The organism is Chroococcidiopsis cubana SAG 39.79, from assembly GCF_003991895.1.
GTDB classification, from domain to species: Bacteria; Cyanobacteriota; Cyanobacteriia; order Cyanobacteriales; family Chroococcidiopsidaceae; genus Chroococcidiopsis; species Chroococcidiopsis thermalis.
On the sequence record NZ_RSCK01000048.1, the window covers coordinates 22929 to 44652 of the forward strand.

Genomic DNA, 21724 nt, shown 5'->3' on the forward strand with positions numbered 1-21724 from the left:
TTAGAAAATTGGTAATGGGTAATGGGTAGTTGGTAGTTGGTAATGGGTAATAGGTAATAGGTAATGGGTAGTTGGTAATAGGTAATTGGTAATTATTCCCCCTTGTCTCCCTTGTCTCCCTTGTCTCCCCCCTCTCCCTTGTCTCCCCCCTCTCCCTTGTCTCCCCCCTCTCCCTTGTCTCCCTTCCCCGATTCCTGTACAGGCGGGTTTAGATAGCGGAACTATTTGTTGTTCGCCAGGATCTTCAAAAAAACCCGCCCCTACGACTCCCGACTCCCTTAAATCAAACAAGCCCGAAAATCTTCTTTCAGCTTGTCTGCATCTAAATTGCGCCCGATAAATACTAATTCGTTTTTTCTTTCGTCGTCAGATTTCCAGGGGCGATCGCGCGTACCTTCAAATAGCATGTGTACCCCCTGAAATACGTAGCGGTGGTCGTCTCCAGCAATATTTAAAATACCTTTCATGCGAAAGATATCGGGTCCCTGTGTTTGCAATAAGTAAGATAACCAATCGTTCAACTTTTGCATATCGAGAGTCCCTGGTTCGACAATGGCAATGGAACCTACAGTTTCATCGTGTTCGTGGGCATCTTCTCCTAAAAAGTTTGGATCGATCTCTAGGGCACGTTTGAGATCGAAGGCTTGCACGCCTAAGAGTGCATCCATACCCAATTCAGAGTTACGGGTGTGGTAGATTTTGGCGATCGCATTCATGCCACGAATTCGCCGTTCCAATTCTGCTAACTCTGCTGCTGAGACTAAATCGATCTTATTGAGCAATATCACGTCGGCAAAAGCAATCTGTTCTTGAGCTTCATCTGCTTCCCAGTGCTGCCAAATGTGCTTGGCATCTACCACTGTTACGACTGCATCTAAAGATAGCTGGGTTTGCATATCTTCATCGACAAAGAATGTCTGAATCACGGGCGCAGGATCGGCTAACCCAGTGGTTTCAATTACCAAATGGTCAAATTTATCGCGCCGCCGCATTAAATTACCAATAATCCGAATTAAGTCACCGCGCACGGTACAGCAGATGCAACCATTATTCATCTCAAAGATTTCTTCGTCTGCATCAATCACCAATTGGTTATCGATTCCTACTTCCCCAAACTCATTGACAATTACAGCTACTTTCTTACCGTGTTCGTGGGTCAGAATGCGATTGAGTAGGGTTGTCTTACCCGATCCGAGATAGCCCGTCAGTACGGTAACGGGGACTACATTATCTGCTGCTGTAGTTACCATAGCTCAACTTGTTTACCTTACATAATTTAGAATGATAACCATTCCTATACAATTTTACAGCCTGACGCGCACTACAATTTGCGCCGTAATTACTGGAGCGAGTAGCAGCCTGCGCTACAGCGACTTAAAATTAAATTTGGGCAGGCGAGCTAAATCTCTCTAACAGATAGAGACAGGGAGACAATTTCATTGTAGGGTGGGCAATGCCCACGATTAACTCAAATTACTATAGCACTCAGGGCGATAATTGTTTTCCAAAAATAATATAACAAAGATAAAATGAAGAAAGCATTCAATACTGGAAATTAAACAACAAATTTAATTCCACTTCAAGTTGTTCAAACAATTAATTAAGCCAGTCATAAAGTTATATAGCAATCCTATTTGATTCATGAACGTGGAGTGGGCTTCTAGCCTACGGCTGGCTAGAAGCCCACTTTACAAATCATTGAGAACTGCTATGTATTGCCTAATTTTAAAAAAATCGAATATTCTTAGCTCGAATATAGATTTATTAGTCGCCGGGCAATGCCTACCCTACTAAAATCTGAAACCTTCTCACTCAGTAGATGTAAATCTCAGTTGTAGCCATAAATTGAATGACAACAAACTTAAAAAAAACATACGAGCTGTTGTAAAGTAATAAAATTCTAGACTTTTAATTCTTATTTTAATAAATTTTTCGATTAAATTTTTATTTAAACCTAACACATAACAGTTTTCAAAAAGCCGACGATCTAATATAGATATCTATGAAAAAATCTCATTTAAAAAAAATGACTTTTAAAGTCTAAAAAATTCAATTAAAATTAAAACTGAAAAAAATCGAACCAGAAAATACAGAAAATGGTGGGTACTGATTTGAAGGACTTGAGCAATGAGTGAACGCATGTCCACGGGCATTTCAGGATTAGACGAAGTGCTGCATGGTGGATTAATTCCAGTTCGAGCTTATCTGGTGCGAGGAGGATCGGGCGCGGGCAAGACAACACTTGGACTCAGTTTTTTGGTTGAAGGCGTTGCTAGCGGTGAAAAGCCGCTGTATATAACTTTAGGGGAATCCGCAGAGCAAATTCGCAAAAATGCCGAGCGTATAGGTTTTGATACCCAAGGAATTACCTTCCTCGACCTCAGCCCAACATCAGACTTTTTTAGCCAAGTCCAGACTTACGATATTTTCTCGGCGGCGGAAGTCGAACGAGAACCGATGACGCAACAAATTGTAGAGCAGGTGCGATCGCTGCAACCGCAGCGGGTGTTTTTAGATGCGATGACTCAATTTCGCTATTTATCTAGCAATACATTTCAGTTCCGCAAACAAGTGTTGTCGTTTTTGCGGTTTTTATTAGAGAAAGGCGCAACGGTACTATTTTCTTCTGAAGATGGCGGCTCCGCACCAGATGACGATCTACAGTTTATGAGCGATGGAGCAATCCATCTCCACCAAAACTTGGAGGGACGTAGCATCAGCGTTACGAAATTCCGTGGCTCTGACTTTCGATCTGGTTTACATTTTATGCGCTTGACTGACAGAGGTATGGAAATCTTTCCTCGCCTCCAGCCCGAAGTCCATAAGCGAGAATTTAAGTTAGAGATGATTCCTTCGGGAGTACCAGACTTAGACGAGCTAATGCATGGTGGGATAGAGCGGGGAACAGTAACGTTGTTTACAGGTCCAAGTGGAGTTGGCAAGACAACCATCGGACTCCAATTTATGAAAGAAGCCGCAGGACGGGGGGAGCGATCGGTTGTTTATATGTTTGAGGAACCGATTGATGTCATGCTGCATCGTTGCGAAGCCATCAATATTCCAGTTTATGCCATGATGCAGCGACAAACACTTTCTGTCATCCCGATCGAACCACTCCTCCACAGTCCCGATGAGTTTGCCAATATGGTGCAACAGGAAGTAGAGCAGCAAAAGGCTCGGATTGTGATGATTGACAGCGTTTCTGGTTATCGAATTTCCCTGCGCGGTCGGGACGAGGATTTAGTGACTCACTTGCACGCCCTTTGTAAGTATTTGCAAAATATGGGAGTGACGGTGATTTTAGTGAACGAAACTGAAAGCATTACGGGCAACTTTCGGGCGACAGACATAGGTATCAGCTACATGACAGATAATATTGTTTTTCTGCGTTATTTGGAGATTCAAGGCGAGATCCGCAAAGCAATTGGCGTACTAAAGAAACGGTTGTCTAGTTTTGAAAAAACTCTGCGAGAGCTAGAAATTACTCGTTACGGAATCAAGGTTGGAAAACCTTTGACTCATTTACGCAACATCCTTAGCGGTACTCCCGAATGGATTGATAAAAACGGTGAGTGATGAAAAGCCAATTATACTGAGTGTAGATCGCAATCGTCGTAATTCAGAATTGTTAGCTCAGTTTTTAGCGAAACAGGGATATCAAGTTCTTAGCGCGGCAAGTCAGGCAGAAATCAAGTCCGTGTTAGAAAATACGAATAAGATCGAGTTAGTGTTATTAGATATTTCTGGGTTCGATCGCCAAATTTTGTCTTTATGCCAACGGTTACAAGAAAAAGCTATTCCCTTCGTCGCGATCGCAGCACCTCATCAAGCTGGAATGCAGCAGGCGTGTCTGGCTCGCGGCGCACTCGGCTTGCTAGTTAAACCATTGACTGCTCAAAACCTATTACAGTTAATTCGCAATCTGCTACAGCGAGCGTGATGATTTTACGATTAACTATTAACCCCATGTGCCACTTTTTCATCGCCCCCGAATTCGCGGGGGTTGGGGGATTGAAAAACTGCGCCACTCATCCAAAGATCCCCCCTAGCCCACGCCACTTTGCTCAAGTCGGGAAACCCGCCCACGCAAGTGGCTCCCCTTAAAAAGGGGGGAACAAGAGGAAGTTGCACCGAAGCGTCATTAACTATTAATTATGGGTCGAATTCTACTGCTGCTCGAACATCAAGAAAATCGTCGTCTGTTATCGGAGTGGCTAGCACCTCGTTATTCGGTCATTCTACCGGAAGTGGCAGCACAGGTAACGGAGCCAGCAGATTTAGATTCGCAACCCTTTGACCTATGTATCCTCGATGCTAGAGCATTAGACCATTTTTGGGAATGGGTGCAAGCGACAAGAGCTGCTGAAAAGCCAGTAATTTTACCCTTTTTACTCATAACTACGCGTCAGGATGTAGGATACGCGACTCGGCATTTATGGCAAAGTATCGACGACTTAATTACCAAACCGATTGAAAAAATAGAGTTACAGGCACGGGTAGAAATTTTACTGCGATCGCGCCAATTTTCACTTCAACTTCAGACCACAAATCAGCAACTTCAGCAACAAATAGTCGCCCGTCAGCAAGCCGAGGCGGGAGAAGAACGAGCGATCGCCGCCCAGCACCAAAGTGAAATCCAGTTTCAGCGCTTAATTAACTCTAATTTAATTGGGGCGATCGCTGCCGATATAGAGGGGAACATTACAGATGCCAATGATGCCTTTTTAAGAATGGTCGGTTATACCCGCGAAGACTTAAAGCAGGGAAAGATCCGTTGGAATGATATGACTCCACCAGAGTATCGCGATCGCGATCGCGATTCGATCGAGGAGTTAAGAAATACGGGTGTTTGTAATGCTTTTGAGAAAGAGTATATTCGAGCTGATGGCAGTCGGGTGCCGGTGCTAATTGGAGTTACTGTGGTAGAACGCTCTCCCCGTTTAAATTGTGTTGCTTTTGTCCTCGACATTACCCAACGCAAGCAAGCAGAAGCAGAAATGCGTAATGCTTTAGAAAAAGAACGCGAATTGAACGAATTGAAATCTCGGTTTGTTTCAATGGTTTCTCATGAGTTTCGCAACCCACTGAATTTGATTTCTGGTACAGCTCAACTGTTGGTTCGCAGCAATAACAAACTATCCGAGCCGAAAAAACAAGAATTGCTCCAACGTCAGCAAGCCGCAGTCAATCGGTTGATCGAACTGTTAGATGATGTACTTACGCTCGGTCGCGCCGAGGTTGGCAAATTAGAGTTTAATCCAATTGAGCTAGAATTAGAAGCATTTTGCCGTCAGTTGGTAGCAGAAATGCAGCTGACAGCTAAAGAAGCACACGCGATCGCACTTGTATCTCCAGGCAAACGTTTCACCGCCAAAGTGGATAAAAAGCTTTTACAGCAGATATTGACCAATTTACTCTCAAATGCAATTAAATATTCACCCCAAGGTGGTGATATCACGCTTGAACTTACTTGTCAAAAAAACGAGGCGATTTTCCGTGTCAAAGACGAAGGGATTGGAATTCCTCCCAAGGATCTACAAAGGCTGTTTGAATCGTTTCATCGCGCTAGTAATGTCGGTGGTATTCCTGGGACTGGATTGGGGCTAGCAGTCGTCAAGCAAGCGGTTGAATTGCATCAAGGCGCGATCGCGGTTGAGAGTGAAGAGGAAGTTGGTACTACATTTACAGTTACGCTACCGATGGATCGCTAGAGTAGAAAAGGCAAAACGATCTCTGCTAGTTCGGCGGCATACTCTTCATACAAACCCAGCGAACCTGGTAGTGTCTTTGTCTGGACTCCTGGTAAAGTTGCCAAAGCTTCCATTTCTGCCCGCGACTTGGGTGGAGACTGTTCCCCAATAACGACTAACACGGGTATAGATCCTTGAAACCAATTGAGAAAATCTTCTCGTTGTTGCACCGGATCTAAATTCCCAGTCACGAAAGCAGCTGGAGCAAATCGCGCCCCTGGTTGCTGGGTAATTTCCCATTTTTGTTGAATGAAATCGTCTGTCAGCTTTGTCTTGTCTGCATAGACGTGACTGCCGTACATGTAGCGCAAAAAGCCAGGTGTGGTATTCATCTTATACAAAGCCTGACCGAGAACAGGCGATCGCACGGCTTGCCTCACCGTCCCAGCGACTTGCTTATTGACACCCATTACTGTTAAAGGACCCCGCCAAGTAGGTGCGACGAGGACAATTTTTGAAAAAGCTTGTGGTTGACTGGCTGCCAGTTGCATTGCATAACCAGCAGCATGACCAGCAGCGATAACGATAATCGGAGTTTGAAACGTGCTATTAACAAAGTCTTTTAACAACTGCTGATATAACTCAGGGCGATAGTCGAGTGGAAGGCGAGACGATACGCCAAAGCCAATCCAATCGATCGCTACAGCTTGAAAATGCGGAGATAATAACTTTGCCAGTTGCGCCATTTCTCCTCTAGTAGAAACGGTGCTAAAGGCAGGTAAGAGTAGAACGGGCGTTCCTTGTCCCAGAGTTTCGTAGACCAACTTGAGGGATTGTCCTTGCCAAGACCAGGGAAATTCGCGCACTTCCCCACCCATAACGCTAGCTGGTTGAGTAGAGGATAGATCGGTCGATTGGGTAACAGTCATAAGACAGAATACTAAAAATGATTCTCAACACCTCTATTGTATCGGGAGTCGTAGGGGCGGGTTTTTACAGGAGATTTATGAAACAACCCAGAATTCTGTGGATAAACCCGCCCTTATAGGAGTCGGGAATGAGAGGCGATCGCATTTTTACATTTCAGCAAATTTTGAACGCCAGAACTTGTAGAAGCGGGTTCACTTAAAACACTATTTATACAGAAAAATTCCGTTTAAGATTTGCGATCGGATGTTGTTGTGGCTGGTATGAAATGTTACTGGCTGGGAACACTAAATCCATCACCAGCCACAACAACGATTGAGTATTGGTGAGGACGTAACCGACAGATAGGCTGTCGGTGTCTAGAGTCAAATGAACACGAGGTCATCGGCATTTACTCAGCTACCGTTGATTGGTGTAACTTGGTGCTAGAAACTCTGCAATTTCTCGATCGTTTACCCAACCTCGCACCACAATCATCTATTGAGTAAACAGCCGTAATCTCGTAAAACCGTTACTCACTTGCTGTTTCTACAGCCGTGGTAGATTCTGGGATGGGATTCGTGGATGAACCAAAAGCAACCCGTAAAAAAGGTGGAGCCAGAAAAGTTGTCAAAATTACCATGATAATAATCGACACCTCCAACGGCTTATCCAAAATGCCGCTAGCTGAGCCGATGCCAGCAAACACTAGACCCACCTCACCTCGAGGGATCATCCCAACCCCGATCGCGAAGCGATTGATTCCGGGTAGTCCAAACACTGCCCAGCCCGTCACCAGTTTGCCAACGATCGCCACCCCTACCAAAAAGACAGCAATTAATAGTCCTGCTCGATTCTCCGGTACTGCCGGGTTCAAAACACCGAGGTCGGCACGCGCTCCCACCGTCACAAAGAAGATTGGTACTAGTAAATCGGCGATTGGTTTGATTAATTCATCTAACTCGTTCCGGGCATCGGTTTCATCGAGCACTAAACCCGCTGCAAAGGCACCCAAAATCGCTTCGAGATGAATGGCGTTACCTAAAAATGCCATAAAGAAAGCGAAGATGAATGCCGGAATAACAATATTTCCACGGGTTTTGAGCCGATCTACGATCGCCACAAAACTTTTGTTAAAGACACCCCCCAACAAAATTGCTCCAATCAAGAATGCTGTAGCACTGACAATCAAGTAAATGACATTGGCGACATCAATCTCACCGGTTTTGGCTAAGCTGGCGACTACAGCCAAGACAATAATGCCAAGGACATCATCAATCACCGCCGCGCCAACAATGATTTGCCCTTCTTTGGATTTGAGTTGACCTAACTCTGCCAACACTTTAGAGGTAATGCCGATACTCGTTGCCGTTAACGCAGCTCCCGCAAAAATCGCTGGAATTGCAGCTACATGAAAGAGCATCATTAACCCTGCCGTACCCGCCGTAAAAGGTGCTGCGACTCCGACACAGGCGACAACCGTGGCTTGAATGCCCACTTCCTTCAGTTGCCGCAGATCGGATTCCAGTCCAATTTCAAACAGCAGAATAATCACGCCGATTTCAGCTAGAACCGAAATCACTTCACTTTGCGATTCAAAGATTCGGGTCAGCGCATCCGGTGCCAATTGATTTAACCCTTGCAACGCCGTCATAATTACCGAGTCAGAGGCAGACAGCCCCCCTTCGGGAAAAATCACCAGGTGCAACGCCGAAACGCCGACAATCACACCAGCGACCAGTTCCCCCAGGACGGGTGGAAAATCCAATCGCCTTGCGACCTCTGCGCCAAACTTGCTGGCTAGATAAATTACTACCAGCGTCAGCAATACGCCAGACAGAATAATAGGTGAATCCTCAGCAACAACGGTCGCCAGGAATGGTAGCGGAGTCATGAGAGCGGCTATCCCCCCACTGAAAGGAGGCAGAATGTTGGACAAAATCATGAGTTTAAAGCAATGAAGGTTAAGGGTTTGAGGGAGTCATAAAACTGCGGGGGGTACTAAAGTTTGGAGTAACGGCTACCAAAAAGCCGGGGTCATGACCCGGCTTTTTGTGTCTAAGTCGTCTCGATTCAACAGCCGTCTGGACCGCAGAAGCTGTGCCCGTACAGGACCTCCGCGTCACAGATGTAGATAATGCCTGCATAATCGAGGAAAAACTTCACTCCGACCTGATCCGCAATATTCTCAGCCATATCCCGATCTGGGGTAAGTATCTCGAACTTTATATTCGCCGTGGTGTCGGAAACGCTGGGTTGACCTGACGATCGCACGTTGCGACTGCCTTTACCGCCAGTCTCCACCACCGTATAACCAGTCGCCCCGGATTCATCGATAATATTGGCGATCTTTTTCAGCAAAATCTTTTCTGTGACGATGACAAGCTTTTTCGCTGGCTTAGCCATGTTAGTTACCTTCTTACCTCTGTATCTCGATCTTATATGTTGATCTACTTGGTCTGCCGAGACAAGGGAGCGCCGACAGACTGCGCCCGACTGGGACTAGCCGCCGCCGATTGCCTGGGCAAGCCCGAGGAAAAACGGTATACACAAGCCGATCGCAACGGGCGTACCGATGGCTGTGGAGGCACCGATGTAGGCGGAGGGATTAGCGGACGGGATACCAGCTCGCAACGTGGGCGGGCCTGAGATGTCTGAACTGGAGGCGGCGATGACGGCTAGAATCACGACACCGCCAAGGCTGAATCCTGTGGCGTAGTGGGCAATCAGACCGAGACCGAAGGCGATTAGCCCATGCACAAACGGTGCCACCAGGCTATACACGACATACCACTGGGCAACCTTGCGTAGTTCGCCAATCCTTGACCAAGCCTCCATACCCATAACCAGCATCAAGACCGAAAGCAAGCCGCGGAAGAGGGGGTCGTAAAAGCTTTCATAGACACTTTCCGGTCGGGTGAGGATGCCAAGAGCAATGCCGAGCAACATTGCCGATAGGGCAGGTCCCTGGAGGCTTTCCTGTACGATCGGCCAGATCTTGACTCGATTATCCGCAGAATCCTTCTGCTTGCGATACTCTTGTCGGTTGCCGGGATAATCTTGCCGATCGGGATAATCGCCTGCCGCAACGGGCTGCTTGCTGAAAGATTCCTGCTTGCTGAGATACTCGTCTGCTGTCCTACGCTTCTTCCGGTTGAGATAAATGTTGGCAACCACAATTGCAGCGACGAGTGCTGGGATATCCATGAAGGGATAGAGTGCGGCAGCCCATGCCTCATAAGACATTTTTTGTTCTTCCAGGAGCGTTAGGGAGGCAGCCATCGTAGAGCCACTCACGGCACCAAACAACCCTCCAGTCGCGATCGCATCCACGGTTTTGACCTTTGGCAGCTTGGCCAATGTATAGCGCGCGATGAATACAATGAGAATCCCGACTGCTACCGAAAACGCTGCAGGTAAAATCATTTCCGTCAGGTTGGAATTGCGGATCGCAATACCACCGGTCAGACCGATTTTGGTGAGCAGCATGAAGACGATGATCTTAACAATCGACTCTGGAATTTGCAGTTGGCTGCCGAGAGCGGCAATGACCATACCACCAATTAAAAAGCCGAGTGTTGGGGACTGCAACTGCTTAACGAAGTCCATTAAAAAATAGGACAAAAAATCCACGAGTACCTCCTTATACCTCCTCTAACGAGAAGTATTGCAATGAATGAACTAAATGAACTTTAGCGAGTTAAAGAGAGTAAGAGTGAGGCGCTTCACCCCTACAGCACAGGTGTTGCACGAGAACCTGTAGACAGGGCTTACGGCTATTGACCCGGTCGGTTCAGACGACGTTGGGGTACCGCCAAACAGAGCGGCAAAAAAGCCGCCACAAACTGCCCCATAGAGTCCACCGCGGAGACCCACCCCAAAGGCAACGCCGAATGCACAGCCGGGGGTAATGAGACAACGGCAGCCGTGACACCGCCGAAGATATCGCCCCGGAGGTTATTAAACTGGATGAGATTGGTGATTGCCATAATTGAGGTAAACGAACGGTAGATCGAACTAACTAGAAGCGACCCATTTCATAGCAAGGATCGGCTATAGATAAAAATCGGCTGGAGAATGGAACTTGGCATCTGCGATCGCGCTTAAAGAAGTCTCAACAGCAGACTGCCGAGAATGATTGTCGAACGACTTCAAGTTCTGAAAAACTAAATCGCAATAGTTAAATCATTTGTATATTTTTAACTGTACGCCACTCTGAGTAAGCTTACTTATTAATCAATCAAAAAAAAATCTTTTGTTTGCATAGAAATTTATCTATGGTTTTTAGATCGCTAGCACCGCGAAGCCAGCGGTCGGGGACAGCAGCCCAACAAGTCGTTGCAGCGGCGGAATAAAGGTTATTGTCAGAAATCATAAGTCACTAGCCGCCGCTGATTTGAGCCGTTGTGTCGCTTTCTTGTTTTGACACAGTTCGTGTCGCTTTCTTGTTTTGACAAAGTTCGTGATGTATATTCAAGAACTATGAGTTCAAATCAACAACAATTTCTACAAAATCTTTACAATGCTTTCAACAAGCGCGAAATTGAAACAATCATTTCGTTTATGCAACCGGACGTAAAATGGGCGAACGGAATGGAAGGCGGTTTCGTTTACGGGCGCGACGCAGTGCGCGAGTATTGGACGAATCAATTCAAGATTATTCAACCGCAACTCGAACCATTAAATTACGAAACGGATGATAACAATAGAGATGTCGTAACAGTTCATCAAATCATTAGAGATTTGCAAGGCAATTTGCTCGCGGATATGACTGTTCGGCAAATCTTCACAATCGAGAACAATTTGATAAGTCTTTATGAACTCGGCGAGAGCGAAACAATACAAGCGACAATTCAGAAGGCTGGAACATCCGATTAGCGACGAAATCTTGAGCTGTTAGTTGTTCTGACAATCGCACTTCATAAGATATTTGCTTTTGAAAATAACGGTGCGGCACAACAAATCAATGGACGTGAGGGCGAAACAGCGACTTTGTTATTTACGTCTTTCATAAAATTTTGCGTTGACACTGGCGGTTTCACCCCAAGTCATCTCAACCGTTAAACCGCGCCAACCACTGTGAGTGTATGGGTTTTGAGCGAACTTGAGCGATCGCTATGACAAAAAAGTGAATTCTGTATAGTAAAGCAGATCGGCAAGTTAATCGATAGTTAACGCAATCTAAACTCTCCACGATTTGGCAGGGCGATCGCTTACAATTGCTGTGTCAATCGGCACATCATCAATCGCATTTCAAACTCAGCTTAGTCTATTGATTTTGTCTCCTCAATTTAGTTCTAGAGGAACTAAAACTATGAAAAGACTACTTGCCCTGCTGCTGTCTAGTTCGGTACTCGCTTCAGTGCCGCTAGCAATCTCACCTCGCGTCCTAGCTCAATTTTCCACCTCCGCTCAAACGACTCTTGAAGCCGTCCATCCTAACGGCACGAGCTTACAGCTGGCAGACGTAAAATTTACCAAAACCAACATCTCGCTGAATCTTACTGCGGTCAATCGTAGCTCCCGTAAAATTCAACTCAATAGCACTAAAGGGATGGTTTTAATCGATAATTTGGGCAATCGATACTTTATGGAACCCCCAGAAACAAATCGATATTTAGCGATGAATCCTGGTAAAACCTCCCAAGGTTGGCTGACCTTTCGGGGTGGACTTGCACCTCAAGCAACCTCCCTCATGTTAGTCACAAATAGTCGCAGGGGGTTAAAGACCGATCCTGAAACTCAGTATCCGCTCCTGACCCTGCAAATTCCCATCAAACAGACCGTTACTCGCGGGCAAACTGCGCCGCCTCAACCGAGACGTTCTGCGAATGCTGGATGGGTGATTCCGCCATCCTACACCATTAACGGACGCAAAATTCAGCCTCCTACGGGTAATTTTGACATTCGATTACGAAATGGTGCGCGGCTGCACGTCAGGTCGCCCAACGTTAGCTCCTCTAACACCCATTCAATTCGGACGAATCGAATTAGCACTGCGTCAGCGACTGCTCCGGTGAGAACCGAACGGGCGGCTCTGTCCTACTCGGAGCAGGGCTTAAAAGTTCAACATCCCAATGGAACAGTATTACAAGTGATGGGAGTTCGCTTTGCGCCCGATCGCATCATTGTGAATGTAGCTGTCGTCAATCGATCGCCTAAAACAATTAAACTCAACACGAATCCTCAAAATTTGATTCTGATTGACAATTTGGGCAATCAATACGATGTTATTCCCGCGATCGACAATCCCAGAGTAGAAGTGGCTTCCTACAGTACATTTAACGGTGACTTGACCTTCGCCACTCGCTTAGATTCAAACGCGACTTCACTCACCCTGATTACAAATCAAGAATTTCATGGTCTACAAAGAGATACAACTTCACCTCGATTCGTCGTCGCGTTGCCACTCAATCGATGAGAAGATTCAGGCAGCTCAAAAAATCCTTCGCAAATTCACCCTGAGCCACAGCCGACACACCACCAGTCATAAAAACGCGATCGCCTACTATCTCAATATCAATTTCTCCTCCTGGCATGTGTACTTTAACCCGATCGTCAACCAAACCTAATTTATAAGCAGCACTCGCAGCCGCACAGCTACTACTACCAGAAGCCAAAGTATAACCAGCGCCTCGTTCCCAAATTTCTATTTGAATATTTTGGCGATCGAGTACTTGCAAAAACTGCACGTTTATGCGTTTAGGAAATAGCGGATGATTTTCAATTTTTGCCCCTAAAGATACAGCAAGCTCCTGAGAAACTTCCGATCCTGGGATAACGCAGTGAGGATTACCAATAGATAAACAAGTGGCTTTCAAAGTTAAATCGTTTACAGGTAAATCGATCGCAACTGTTTGGCGAGGCGAACCAGTCACCGGAATCAATTCACTTTCAAAAGTAACAGTTCCCATATCCACTTTAAACAGCGTTGCTTCTGGGTTTAAAACTTCGACAGCAACCTCACCGCCTAAAGTTGTTAATTGAAATGTTTTTGTCTTGATGTATCCAGCATCAACTAAATATCTCGAAAAAATCCGAATTCCATTACCACTTTTTTCAGCTTCATTACCATCAGGGTTAAAAATTCTCAGTTCTATCTTATCCCCTGTAAAAATAGGTCCATATAATATCCCATCTGAACCAATACCAAAATTGCGATCGCAAATTAATTGAATTGCTTTTTCACTTAAGTTAAAGTTAACTATATTTGGGTCGATAACAATATAATCGTTTCCCAAAGCATGGTATTTATAGAAATCAGTTGTCATACTAGCAAGTCAAAAGTTAAAAGTTAAAAGTTAAAATATTTGATTCTATCGGTATTTCTGTGGTGGATACTATTTTTTATCGGTTTTGCGATCGCATCAAAAACTCATGATTGAATTGATTTGGATCGGATCGATGCTTGATGACTACGGCGGAGAAGATCCCCCCAACCCCCCTTAAAAAGGGGGGCTAAGAGCGTGAGGGGGCTAAGAGCGATTGATTAGTGCAAGGATAAGATTATTTCGCCAATTCCTTGACTTTATTCATAATTCCTGCTGGGTCAATTCCCTGATGTGGGTATTGTTCCCACAAACCGCCACAACCTTCACGATAAGTACCGAGGTGAGCGTATTTAGGAGTATAGCCGCGCTCTAATAACCAAGAACCGAAACGACTACCCAAGCCAGTGCGACGGTTAAAGGCTTCCGCAACCACTACAAAGGAAGTTTTGCCGATTTTTGCCATCGTCTCCTCATCGACAACATTCAGCGTGGCTTTATTAATTAAACCCACATCTATTCCTTCCTGCTTCAGACGCTCTACAGCATCGAGGGAGCGGTACAAGGCATCACCAAAGCTGACGATGTAACCCGCAGTTCCTTCCCGCACGACTTCATCTTTACCAGGGACGAATTTGTAGTTGCTGCCAAATAAGTCGTTACCGTTACCGTCGAGAATGTTTGGTACTTTGGAACGTGTAGAGAAGATGAAACGCAAACCAGGATCGCTAAATACAGCATTCACGCAAGCTTTCATCTGATTGGCATCGGCGGGGAAATACAGCCGTGTTTCGTGACCGTCATCCAAGCCATTATCGGCAAACATATTGTTGATGCCAAAATGACAAGTATTATCTGCCATGTCATCAACACCCGCATGGGAAAAATGGCACAGAACGTTGGAATAATTCAGCCGCGCCATCGTAATTTCAGAAATGCACATTTCTAGGAAGGCGCTGAATGTGGCAAAAACTCCTTGCTTGCCTTTTTCCATGCCAAATCCAGCCGCAGCCGAAAAGTTACCGCGCTCCATAATCCCAGAAGGAATGAAGATTTCGGGGTAAGCATCGTGAATCTTCTTCAGACCGCAGGAACCTTCTAGGTCGCTATCGATGACCATGACTTTTTCCTTGCGTTCCGTCTCGCTCATCCGACCGAGAACTTCTACCATTGCTTCGCCAAATATGTTGCGGTTAGCGCCTAATTTGTCGCCAGAACCGAGGAAAGTGTAACTATCTTTGGGTTTTTGGATGCTCTTGATATGTTCGACAGCCGCCGCTTGTCCGCGAGATTCGAGATATTTCAGCGCCAAGTCTACCGAAATCACGTCATGACCGTGGGTAGAGCCTTCTAAGCCTTCAATTCCGGGACACATGGGACGCTTGTTAATCACCGCGATCGCACCTGGTGTAGTTACAGCTTCGCACAGACGACGGTACAAATCATCAATATCTTCACCATCTCCCTCAAGTACTTTCAACCCATGACCTTGTAGGGTTTTGGCAACGCTAAAACCAGGCAAATATTTAGAAGGATGTCCGGCGATTGTTACATCATTATCGTCGATAATTAGCTTCACGTTGAGGTATTGGGCGATCGCTAACCGTGCTGCTTCCGCGTCATTGCCTTCTTGCTGCGAACCGTCCGAACCCAAGCAAAATACTGCTTTGCCAGGATTTGCCATTGCCACACCGTTAACATAGGGCCACATATGTCCTAGCCGTCCCGAACTAAACTGCACGCCAGGAGTTAATCCTAGTTCGGGGTGTCCTGGTAGTTTAGAATTTGCTTCGCGATATTTCAGCAGTTGTTCGGCTGGTAATTCACCGCGTAAAGCTGCCATTAAATATTGAGTGCCGACTCGGTGTCCCGCTTCATCAAAGAAAATTGGCACGAATTTATCCGGCGCTCCCCGAAAGAAGGCATCGAGAATCATGACTTCTGGTACGGTGTCGTAGGGTCCACCTGTATGTCCGCCAACTCCTTTCGCAGCTCCAGTTGCCGTAAATAAAACGATCGCATCGCGACAAAGTTGAATATTTGCTTTTAAAGTTTCTCGCTGTTCGTTTGTGAGAACGGGGTTGCTTGGATCGAGTTTCAGAGGTTTGTATGCACCGAGATCGATAGGGAATTTAGTAGCGGTGATAGTCATGGCTAATATTTTAGTGAGGAACTATTACGGACGGGTCAATCGCACGAGAAGGTTGTCAGCAGGATTGCAATTCGATCGCTACAAACAGCAAAGCAGTCTGTGGGGATCGAGTCAATCGCTCGTGGCTACAAAAGCGCTGTCAAGCACGATACACTCAAACGTGCATAAGTATGCTTGAATTATGCTTGAATTCAGTTATAAGCACTGACTAACATGCAAAAACCTGCATGTTTATGAGTTTATACTTATAAGGGTGCAATTTCAAGATCGAAAACGCAATTTCAGGCAGAGCAACTATGCTAACCGCAGAGAGACGGCAATACATCTTAGATATTCTGCGCCGCGATAAAAAGGTGCTGTCATCGGAACTCAGTACGGCGCTGAATGTTTCTGAGGATACGATTCGTCGAGATTTGCGGGAATTGGCAGAGTCGGGTTTGTTGCAACGGGTGCATGGTGGGGCGCTTTTGGCTTCACCCGCGATCGCGAGTTACGCCGATCGCCAAAAACAAGCACCGAAAGAAAAAGAGGCGATCGCCCGTGCTGCGGCAAAATTAGTTTGTGCGGGGCAGGTGGTAATTTTGGATGGGGGTACGACGACGCTTCAGGTAGCCTGTCATTTACCGCTAGATTTACAAGCAACTGTCGTCACAAATAGCCCGCCAATCGCTGTTGCGTTGGCAGATCATCCCTATATTGAAGTCGTGATGTTGGGCGGACAGCTTTATAAAAAAGCCATAGTTAATGTTGGTGCGGCTACTGTTGAGGCGTTACGGATGATTCGTGCCGATTTGTGCATGTTGGGGGTGTGCAGCCTGCATCCAGAAATTGGCATAAGCGTGACGAATTTAAATGAGGCATACATCAAACGAGCGATGATTGCAAGAGCGGCGGAGGTGGTAGGATTGGCAACGGCTGCGAAGCTAGATACGGCTGCGCCTTATGTGGTGGAATCGATTCACGCTCTGACTTATTTGGTGACTGCACCAACGGTAGCGAATGAGGCGTTGGCTGCTTATAAGGATTTGGGGTTGGCGATCGTGCGTGAGGAGTCTATAGATTAAATTGGTTGTTGGTTGTTGGTCGAAATCACGTTAAACTAAGCCGCAGGAGTGGCTCTGCGGCTTAGTTTAACTACATGCCAGTAAATTTAATCCCTTATTTTTAGTCTGGGCTTTTCTCCCCCATGACAGGGATGAGAGAGCGACCGATCGTAGTAAACTACGATCGGTCGCTCTCTCATCCCTTATAGCTGCCCTGCCTATGCATTCTCTTAAAAAGCCATCCTACCAAGAACTAGACTTAAGGAATCAATGTATTATAACTAGGCTCATACACACTCAAGCTTTGCAATTATGCGCTGAGGCTAAGTTGCTGCGCTATCAAGCTCGTAGAATTCGTGATGAACGTCGGAATCTCAGCGCGCTCGCTCAGAAATGGGTAGTCAAAGAACGTGGCAAGCAAGTAATCGATTCTGATTTTAAAGTATAGAAATTCTCACGAGAACCCCATCAGACCATAACAACAGGGACGCACGGCTGTGCGCCCCTATAATAGGCATTTAGCCCAACAAAGATTTAGCTTTTGTCAATACATTATCGACGGTGAAACCAAATTTCTCCATACAAACATTGCCAGGAGCAGAAGAACCGTATTGATCGATGCCGATCGCAATACCTTCGGAACCAACGTAACGACACCAGCCAAAGGTCACGGCTGCTTCTACGGAAACCCGCTTTTTCACGGCTTTGGGTAGCACGGATTCTTTGTATTCTGGAGTCTGTTCTTCAAAAATTTCCCAGCAAGGCATGGAGACAACTCGCACTTTTTTGCCTTCACCGCGCAGTTGCTCGGCTGCTTTGACGCAAAGTTGAGTTTCGCTACCCGTGCCGATTAAGATGATGTCGGGCGTACCATCGCTGTCTGATAGGATGTAAGCGCCTTTGGTCACGCCTTCAATCGAGCTACCAGCTAGGTTGGGTAAGGCTTGGCGAGTTAAGGCGAGTACGGAAGGACGTACTTTGTTGCCCGATCGCTTGCCTTTAGCTGCTTCGATCGCGACTTTGTAAGCTCCCGAAGTTTCGTTACCGTCAGCCGGACGAAGCACGTACAGATCGGGTATGACTCGCAAAGCTGCCATGTGTTCCACTGGTTGGTGGGTGGGACCATCTTCACCTAGCGCGATCGAGTCGTGAGTCATGACGTAGATTACGCCTGCTTCCGACAGTGCCGAAAGCCGAATCGCCGCCCGCATGTAGTCTGTGAAAACTAGGAATGTAGCGCAGTAGGGAATTAGCCCCGATCCATCTAGGGCAAGACCGTTACAAATAGAACCCATACCGTGTTCGCGCACGCCAAAGCGGATGTAGCGATTTTGGTATTGTCCTTTTTGGAAGTCGCCCGAATTCTTGAGTAGGGTATTGTTAGAAGGAGCCAGGTCAGCAGAACCACCAATCAATTCTGGCAGCACTTCCGCGATCGCATTCAAGCAATTACCGGAGTGAACGCGGGTAGCGATCGCTTTATCTTCTGGCTTGTAGGTGGGCAGAACTGAATCCCAGTTTGGGGGCAGTTCGGCTTCGTGCATCCGTTCTAGGGTGCGAGCTTCGTCAGCATATTGCTGTTTGTAGCGATCGAACATTTGGTTCCACTCTTGTTCGAGTTTTGCACCGCGATCGATCGCTTTACGCCAGTGGTTGAGTGCATCTTCTGGTACTTCAAACGGCGGGTGGTTCCAACCTAAATGTTCGCGGGTGGCTTTAACTTCATCTTCGCCTAAAGCTTCGCCGTGAGCGTGGCGAGTATCGGCTTTCTTAGGCGATCCGTAACCAATGGTTGTCCGCACTTTAATCAGAGAAGGCTTATCAGTGACAGCTTTTGCTGCTTCTATGGCTTTTTGAATGCCATCTAGATCTGTGTTACCGTCTTCTACTACCTGGACGTGCCAATTATAAGCCTCAAACCGTTTCCCAACATCTTCTGTAAACGCTAGGTCGGTGGAACCGTCAATCGAAATGTGGTTGTCGTCATATAGAGCAATTAGCTTACCCAGTCCCAAGTGTCCGGCTAAAGAACAAGCTTCGCCAGAAACACCTTCCATGTTGCAACCGTCGCCTAAGATGACGTAGGTGTAGTGGTCGATGATGGGGAAATCGGGTTTGTTGAATGTGGCTGCTAGGTGAGCCTCAGCCATCGCAATTCCCACACCATTCGCGATTCCCTGTCCCAATGGACCAGTGGTAATTTCTACCCCTGGATTCATAAAGTTTTCTGGATGACCTGGGGTTTTTGATTCCCATTGACGGAACTGCTTGAGGTCATCTAAAGTTAAATCTTCATATCCAGTTAAATAGAGCAGGGCATACAGCAACATACTGCCATGTCCCGCCGACAGCAAAAAGCGATCGCGATTCAACCAAGCCGGATTTTTAGGATTAAACCGCATGAAGCGATCCCAAAGCACGAATGCCATCGGAGCAGCACCCATCGGCAGCCCAGGATGACCCGACTTTGCCTTTTCTACGGCATCAATTGCCAGAAAGCGGATTGAGTTAATACAAAGTTCTTCAAGGGATTGGGTTGCAACAGCCATAATTTCTAGTTTGTTAACGACAGTTCAGCTCGCAGTTGCGGCTCAATACATAAGATGCTAAATGCTTGGCATCGCCCTCGGCACGCATAAGCGATCGTCCCATACTTCGAGATCGCCATGCAAGCCTTTTTTTGAGGGAGCAGTGTAGAGACGTTGCATGTAACGTCTCTACACTGCTCCCTTAGACATATTTTTTAAATGCCAGGGTAACGTTGTGTCCGCCGAAGCCGAAGGAGTTGGATAGGGCAACGTTGACGGTGTGGGCGCGACTTTGATTTGGGATGTAATCTAAATCGCATTCTGGATCGGGGTTTTCCAAATTGATTGTAGGCGGAACCCGATCGTGGGCGATCGCCATGACTGTCGCAACTGCTTCAATTCCTCCCGAACCGCCGAGTAAATGACCCGTCATTGACTTGGTGGAACTGATGGCAACTTGATAAGCTGCTTCACCCAAGGCTGTTTTAATTGCCGCTGTTTCGCTCGGATCGTTGACTGGGGTACTCGTACCGTGAGCGTTGATGTAGTTTACTTGCTCTGGCTTAATTCCACCATCTTTGAGACACAGAGCGATCGCCCTGGCTGCGCCTTCTCCTTGAGGGGCAATTCCCGTCATGTGGTAAGCGTCGCAAGTCATGCCATAGCCGACAATTTCCGCATAAATTTTGGCTTTCCGACTCAGGGCGTGTCCTAATTCTTCCAGCAATAAAATTCCCGACCCTTCTCCCATCACAAAACCATCCCGATCGCGATCGAACGGACGACTGGCGTGGGTTGGATCGTCGTTGCGGAAAGATAGCGCCCGCATCGAGGCAAATCCCGCTACCGATAGGGGTGTAACAGCGGCTTCCGTACCACCACAAATCATCGCTTGGGCGTATCCGTGCTGGATCAGTCGAAATGCCTCGCCAATTGCGTTAGAACCCGCAGCACAAGCTGTTACAGGACAGGAGTTCGGTCCTTTTGCACCGACGTGAATTGCCGTTAACCCCGCCGCCATATTCGCGATCATCATGGGAACCATGAAAGGGCTACAGCGATCGGGTCCGCGATTGAGATAAATGGTTTGCTGTTCTTCTAAAACTTTAATCCCACCAATCCCCGTACCGAGCATGACACCGACTTGTTCGGCATTTAACTCGTTAATCGTAAACTGGGCATCGGCGATCGCCTGTAAACTTGCAGCAACGCCAAATTGTGCAAAACGATCCATTCGTTTCGCATCTTTGCCATCCATGTATTGCTGCGGGTCGAAACCTTTCACCTCTCCGGCAATCCGGCATCTATGCTGTGATGGATCGAATAATGTAATCGAACCAATACCATTGCGACCGCTTTGCAATCCTTCCCAGAATTCAACTGGATTATTGCCAATTGGCGTAATCGCGCCAACACCAGTCACCACAACCCGTTTTTTTTCCAAATCTGTCATAGCTCAATTCTCAGCCAGCTTCTTCACCCGTGAACTATTTGTCATATCCTTCGGGAAGGGCTATTCTTCGAGAAGCCCCCCTTCGGGTGTCTACGCCCTACGTCATTCGTCATTTGTCATTGCTGGCGAACAAAGGACAAATGACAAAGGACAAGTGACTAACACTTACGCGGATGTAGCAACTTTATTGTTGATGTAGTCCACAGCTTCTTGTACCGTGGTGATCTGTTCGGCTGCTTCATCAGGAATTTCAATATCAAATTCTTCTTCTAGAGCCATTACCAGCTCTACTGTGTCCAGAGAATCGGCATTGAGATCGTTAGCAAAATGAGCCGAGGGCGTGACCTTACTGGCTTCAACGCTTAGTTGCTCGGTGACGATTTTCTTTACTTTTTCAAAAATTTCCGTTTCGCTCATACGATGACTGTCCTTAACCAGTTGCTAGACCTTGAACTTAGGTAAAATACTTTTGAGCATATTCATCTTATCGAAAAGCGCGATCGTATATCTCTCCACATGGTCTATTTTCTTTTTGTCACTAAATGAGAGGTGAGAGAGAAGGGTAGCCAGGATATCCTTTTCAGGCTCGATCTATCAGCGAACTCTGGAAGAATTACGACTCCAATCTGTTTCTGTGATGACAAAGACTGTACGGGTTAACGTAGAAACCTAGTGGAAATACTA

At 46.6% G+C, this 21724-nt stretch carries 19 protein-coding genes and 1 pseudogene; 7 read left to right on the top strand and 13 right to left on the bottom strand.

Going from position 1 to position 21724, the window contains the following annotated elements; translation table 11 throughout:
- Both DSM107010_RS23410 and DSM107010_RS23415 read right to left on the bottom strand, forming a co-directional pair.
- A complete protein-coding gene (locus DSM107010_RS23410) occupies positions 1-291 on the bottom strand; it encodes a hypothetical protein (protein WP_127024066.1) in 291 nt (96 codons plus the stop codon).
- Positions 279-1250 carry a CobW family GTP-binding protein gene (locus tag DSM107010_RS23415; RefSeq protein WP_106170153.1) on the bottom strand — a complete coding sequence of 324 codons (972 nt, stop codon included), beginning with the start codon at positions 1248-1250 and terminating at the stop codon, positions 279-281. Before DSM107010_RS23415 ends, DSM107010_RS23410 begins: the two co-directional genes overlap by 13 nt.
- A gap of 877 nt (positions 1251-2127) precedes the next feature.
- Here DSM107010_RS23415 and DSM107010_RS23420 point away from each other — a divergent pair.
- The 3 genes from DSM107010_RS23420 (at position 2128) to DSM107010_RS23435 (ending at position 5711) form a co-directional block, all read left to right on the top strand.
- On the top strand, positions 2128-3576 hold the full coding sequence (locus tag DSM107010_RS23420; RefSeq protein ID WP_015153819.1) for an ATPase domain-containing protein: 1449 nt from the start codon (positions 2128-2130) through the stop codon (positions 3574-3576).
- On the top strand, positions 3569-3940 hold the full coding sequence (locus DSM107010_RS23425; protein WP_015153818.1) for a response regulator: 372 nt from the start codon (positions 3569-3571) through the stop codon (positions 3938-3940). The genes DSM107010_RS23420 and DSM107010_RS23425 overlap by 8 nt, the downstream gene beginning before the upstream one ends.
- 214 nt (positions 3941-4154) lie before the next feature.
- Positions 4155-5711: a sensor histidine kinase gene (locus DSM107010_RS23435; protein WP_015153817.1), complete on the top strand. Its 1557-nt coding sequence runs from the start codon at positions 4155-4157 to the stop codon at positions 5709-5711.
- Here DSM107010_RS23435 and DSM107010_RS23440 read toward each other — a convergent pair.
- The 6 genes and pseudogenes from DSM107010_RS23440 to DSM107010_RS43085 form a co-directional block, all read right to left on the bottom strand.
- Entirely contained in the window at positions 5708-6619 is a 912-nt protein-coding gene (locus DSM107010_RS23440; RefSeq protein ID WP_015153816.1) for an alpha/beta fold hydrolase, read from the bottom strand. The two genes, DSM107010_RS23435 and DSM107010_RS23440, sit on opposite strands and share 4 nt — an antisense overlap.
- 208 nt (positions 6620-6827) lie before the next feature.
- The gene (locus DSM107010_RS38690; protein ID WP_158631851.1) at positions 6828-6986 is read right to left on the bottom strand and encodes a hypothetical protein; all 159 of its coding nucleotides are present in this window, start codon (positions 6984-6986) and stop codon (positions 6828-6830) included.
- A gap of 142 nt (positions 6987-7128) precedes the next feature.
- Positions 7129-8541 carry a cation:proton antiporter gene (locus DSM107010_RS23450; protein ID WP_015153815.1) on the bottom strand — a complete coding sequence of 471 codons (1413 nt, stop codon included), beginning with the start codon at positions 8539-8541 and terminating at the stop codon, positions 7129-7131.
- Positions 8542-8669: 128 nt separating this feature from the next.
- The gene (locus DSM107010_RS23455) at positions 8670-9002 is read right to left on the bottom strand and encodes a P-II family nitrogen regulator (RefSeq protein ID WP_015153814.1); all 333 of its coding nucleotides are present in this window, start codon (positions 9000-9002) and stop codon (positions 8670-8672) included.
- Between the two features lie 96 nt (positions 9003-9098).
- Positions 9099-10229, bottom strand: coding sequence for a sodium-dependent bicarbonate transport family permease (locus DSM107010_RS23460; protein WP_106169398.1), 1131 nt, complete (start codon positions 10227-10229; stop codon positions 9099-9101).
- Positions 10230-10367: 138 nt separating this feature from the next.
- Positions 10368-10585, bottom strand: a pseudogene (locus DSM107010_RS43085) (SulP family inorganic anion transporter); the annotation flags it as partial.
- 493 nt (positions 10586-11078) lie between these two features.
- Between DSM107010_RS43085 and DSM107010_RS23470 the strand changes: the two are divergent.
- Positions 11079-11474: a nuclear transport factor 2 family protein gene (locus DSM107010_RS23470; protein ID WP_127024069.1), complete on the top strand. Its 396-nt coding sequence runs from the start codon at positions 11079-11081 to the stop codon at positions 11472-11474.
- A 436-nt stretch (positions 11475-11910) separates the two neighbouring features.
- Positions 11911-13017, top strand: a complete 1107-nt coding sequence (locus tag DSM107010_RS23475; protein ID WP_106169057.1) for a hypothetical protein — start codon at positions 11911-11913, stop codon at positions 13015-13017.
- Here DSM107010_RS23475 and dapF read toward each other — a convergent pair.
- Positions 13007-13867, bottom strand: a complete 861-nt coding sequence (dapF, locus tag DSM107010_RS23480) for a diaminopimelate epimerase (RefSeq protein WP_106169058.1) — start codon at positions 13865-13867, stop codon at positions 13007-13009. The two genes, DSM107010_RS23475 and dapF, sit on opposite strands and share 11 nt — an antisense overlap.
- A 235-nt stretch (positions 13868-14102) precedes the next feature.
- Positions 14103-16016 (bottom strand): transketolase C-terminal domain-containing protein, encoded by a 1914-nt coding sequence (locus DSM107010_RS23485; protein WP_106169059.1) that lies wholly within the window; start codon positions 16014-16016, stop codon positions 14103-14105.
- Here DSM107010_RS23485 and DSM107010_RS23490 point away from each other — a divergent pair.
- Positions 16015-16194 carry a hypothetical protein gene (locus DSM107010_RS23490; protein WP_127024072.1) on the top strand — a complete coding sequence of 60 codons (180 nt, stop codon included), beginning with the start codon at positions 16015-16017 and terminating at the stop codon, positions 16192-16194. The genes DSM107010_RS23485 and DSM107010_RS23490 overlap by 2 nt on opposite strands.
- 118 nt (positions 16195-16312) lie before the next feature.
- Entirely contained in the window at positions 16313-17080 is a 768-nt protein-coding gene (locus tag DSM107010_RS23495) for a DeoR/GlpR family DNA-binding transcription regulator (protein WP_127024075.1), read from the top strand.
- A gap of 497 nt (positions 17081-17577) precedes the next feature.
- On the opposite strand, the gene tkt is transcribed toward DSM107010_RS23495, so the two are convergent.
- From tkt to acpP, 3 genes are all read right to left on the bottom strand, one after another.
- Entirely contained in the window at positions 17578-19608 is a 2031-nt protein-coding gene (gene tkt / locus DSM107010_RS23500) for a transketolase (protein WP_127024078.1), read from the bottom strand.
- 181 nt (positions 19609-19789) lie between these two features.
- Positions 19790-21040 (bottom strand): beta-ketoacyl-ACP synthase II, encoded by a 1251-nt coding sequence (fabF, locus tag DSM107010_RS23505; protein WP_015153805.1) that lies wholly within the window; start codon positions 21038-21040, stop codon positions 19790-19792.
- Between the two features lie 165 nt (positions 21041-21205).
- Complete coding sequence (gene acpP / locus DSM107010_RS23510) at positions 21206-21457, bottom strand: acyl carrier protein (RefSeq protein ID WP_015153804.1); 252 nt, start codon at positions 21455-21457, stop codon at positions 21206-21208.
- Between the last annotated feature and the right edge of the window lie 267 nt (positions 21458-21724).

Excerpts from the sequence above, each read along its gene's own strand:
- DSM107010_RS23415 (WP_106170153.1), bottom strand. The coding sequence starts at position 1,250 with ATGGTAACTACAGCAGCAGATAATGTAGTCCCCGTTACCGTACTGACG.
- DSM107010_RS23420 (WP_015153819.1), top strand. The coding sequence starts at position 2,128 with ATGAGTGAACGCATGTCCACGGGCATTTCAGGATTAGACGAAGTGCTG.
- DSM107010_RS23435 (WP_015153817.1), top strand. The coding sequence starts at position 4,155 with ATGGGTCGAATTCTACTGCTGCTCGAACATCAAGAAAATCGTCGTCTG.
- DSM107010_RS23440 (WP_015153816.1), bottom strand. The coding sequence starts at position 6,619 with ATGACTGTTACCCAATCGACCGATCTATCCTCTACTCAACCAGCTAGC.
- DSM107010_RS23450 (WP_015153815.1), bottom strand. The coding sequence starts at position 8,541 with ATGATTTTGTCCAACATTCTGCCTCCTTTCAGTGGGGGGATAGCCGCT.
- DSM107010_RS23455 (WP_015153814.1), bottom strand. The coding sequence starts at position 9,002 with ATGGCTAAGCCAGCGAAAAAGCTTGTCATCGTCACAGAAAAGATTTTG.
- DSM107010_RS23470 (WP_127024069.1), top strand. The coding sequence starts at position 11,079 with ATGAGTTCAAATCAACAACAATTTCTACAAAATCTTTACAATGCTTTC.
- DSM107010_RS23475 (WP_106169057.1), top strand. The coding sequence starts at position 11,911 with ATGAAAAGACTACTTGCCCTGCTGCTGTCTAGTTCGGTACTCGCTTCA.
- dapF (WP_106169058.1), bottom strand. The coding sequence starts at position 13,867 with ATGACAACTGATTTCTATAAATACCATGCTTTGGGAAACGATTATATT.
- DSM107010_RS23490 (WP_127024072.1), top strand. The coding sequence starts at position 16,015 with ATGGCTAATATTTTAGTGAGGAACTATTACGGACGGGTCAATCGCACG.
- DSM107010_RS23485 (WP_106169059.1), bottom strand. The coding sequence starts at position 16,016 with ATGACTATCACCGCTACTAAATTCCCTATCGATCTCGGTGCATACAAA.
- DSM107010_RS23495 (WP_127024075.1), top strand. The coding sequence starts at position 16,313 with ATGCTAACCGCAGAGAGACGGCAATACATCTTAGATATTCTGCGCCGC.
- tkt (WP_127024078.1), bottom strand. The coding sequence starts at position 19,608 with ATGGCTGTTGCAACCCAATCCCTTGAAGAACTTTGTATTAACTCAATC.
- fabF (WP_015153805.1), bottom strand. The coding sequence starts at position 21,040 with ATGACAGATTTGGAAAAAAAACGGGTTGTGGTGACTGGTGTTGGCGCG.
- acpP (WP_015153804.1), bottom strand. The coding sequence starts at position 21,457 with ATGAGCGAAACGGAAATTTTTGAAAAAGTAAAGAAAATCGTCACCGAG.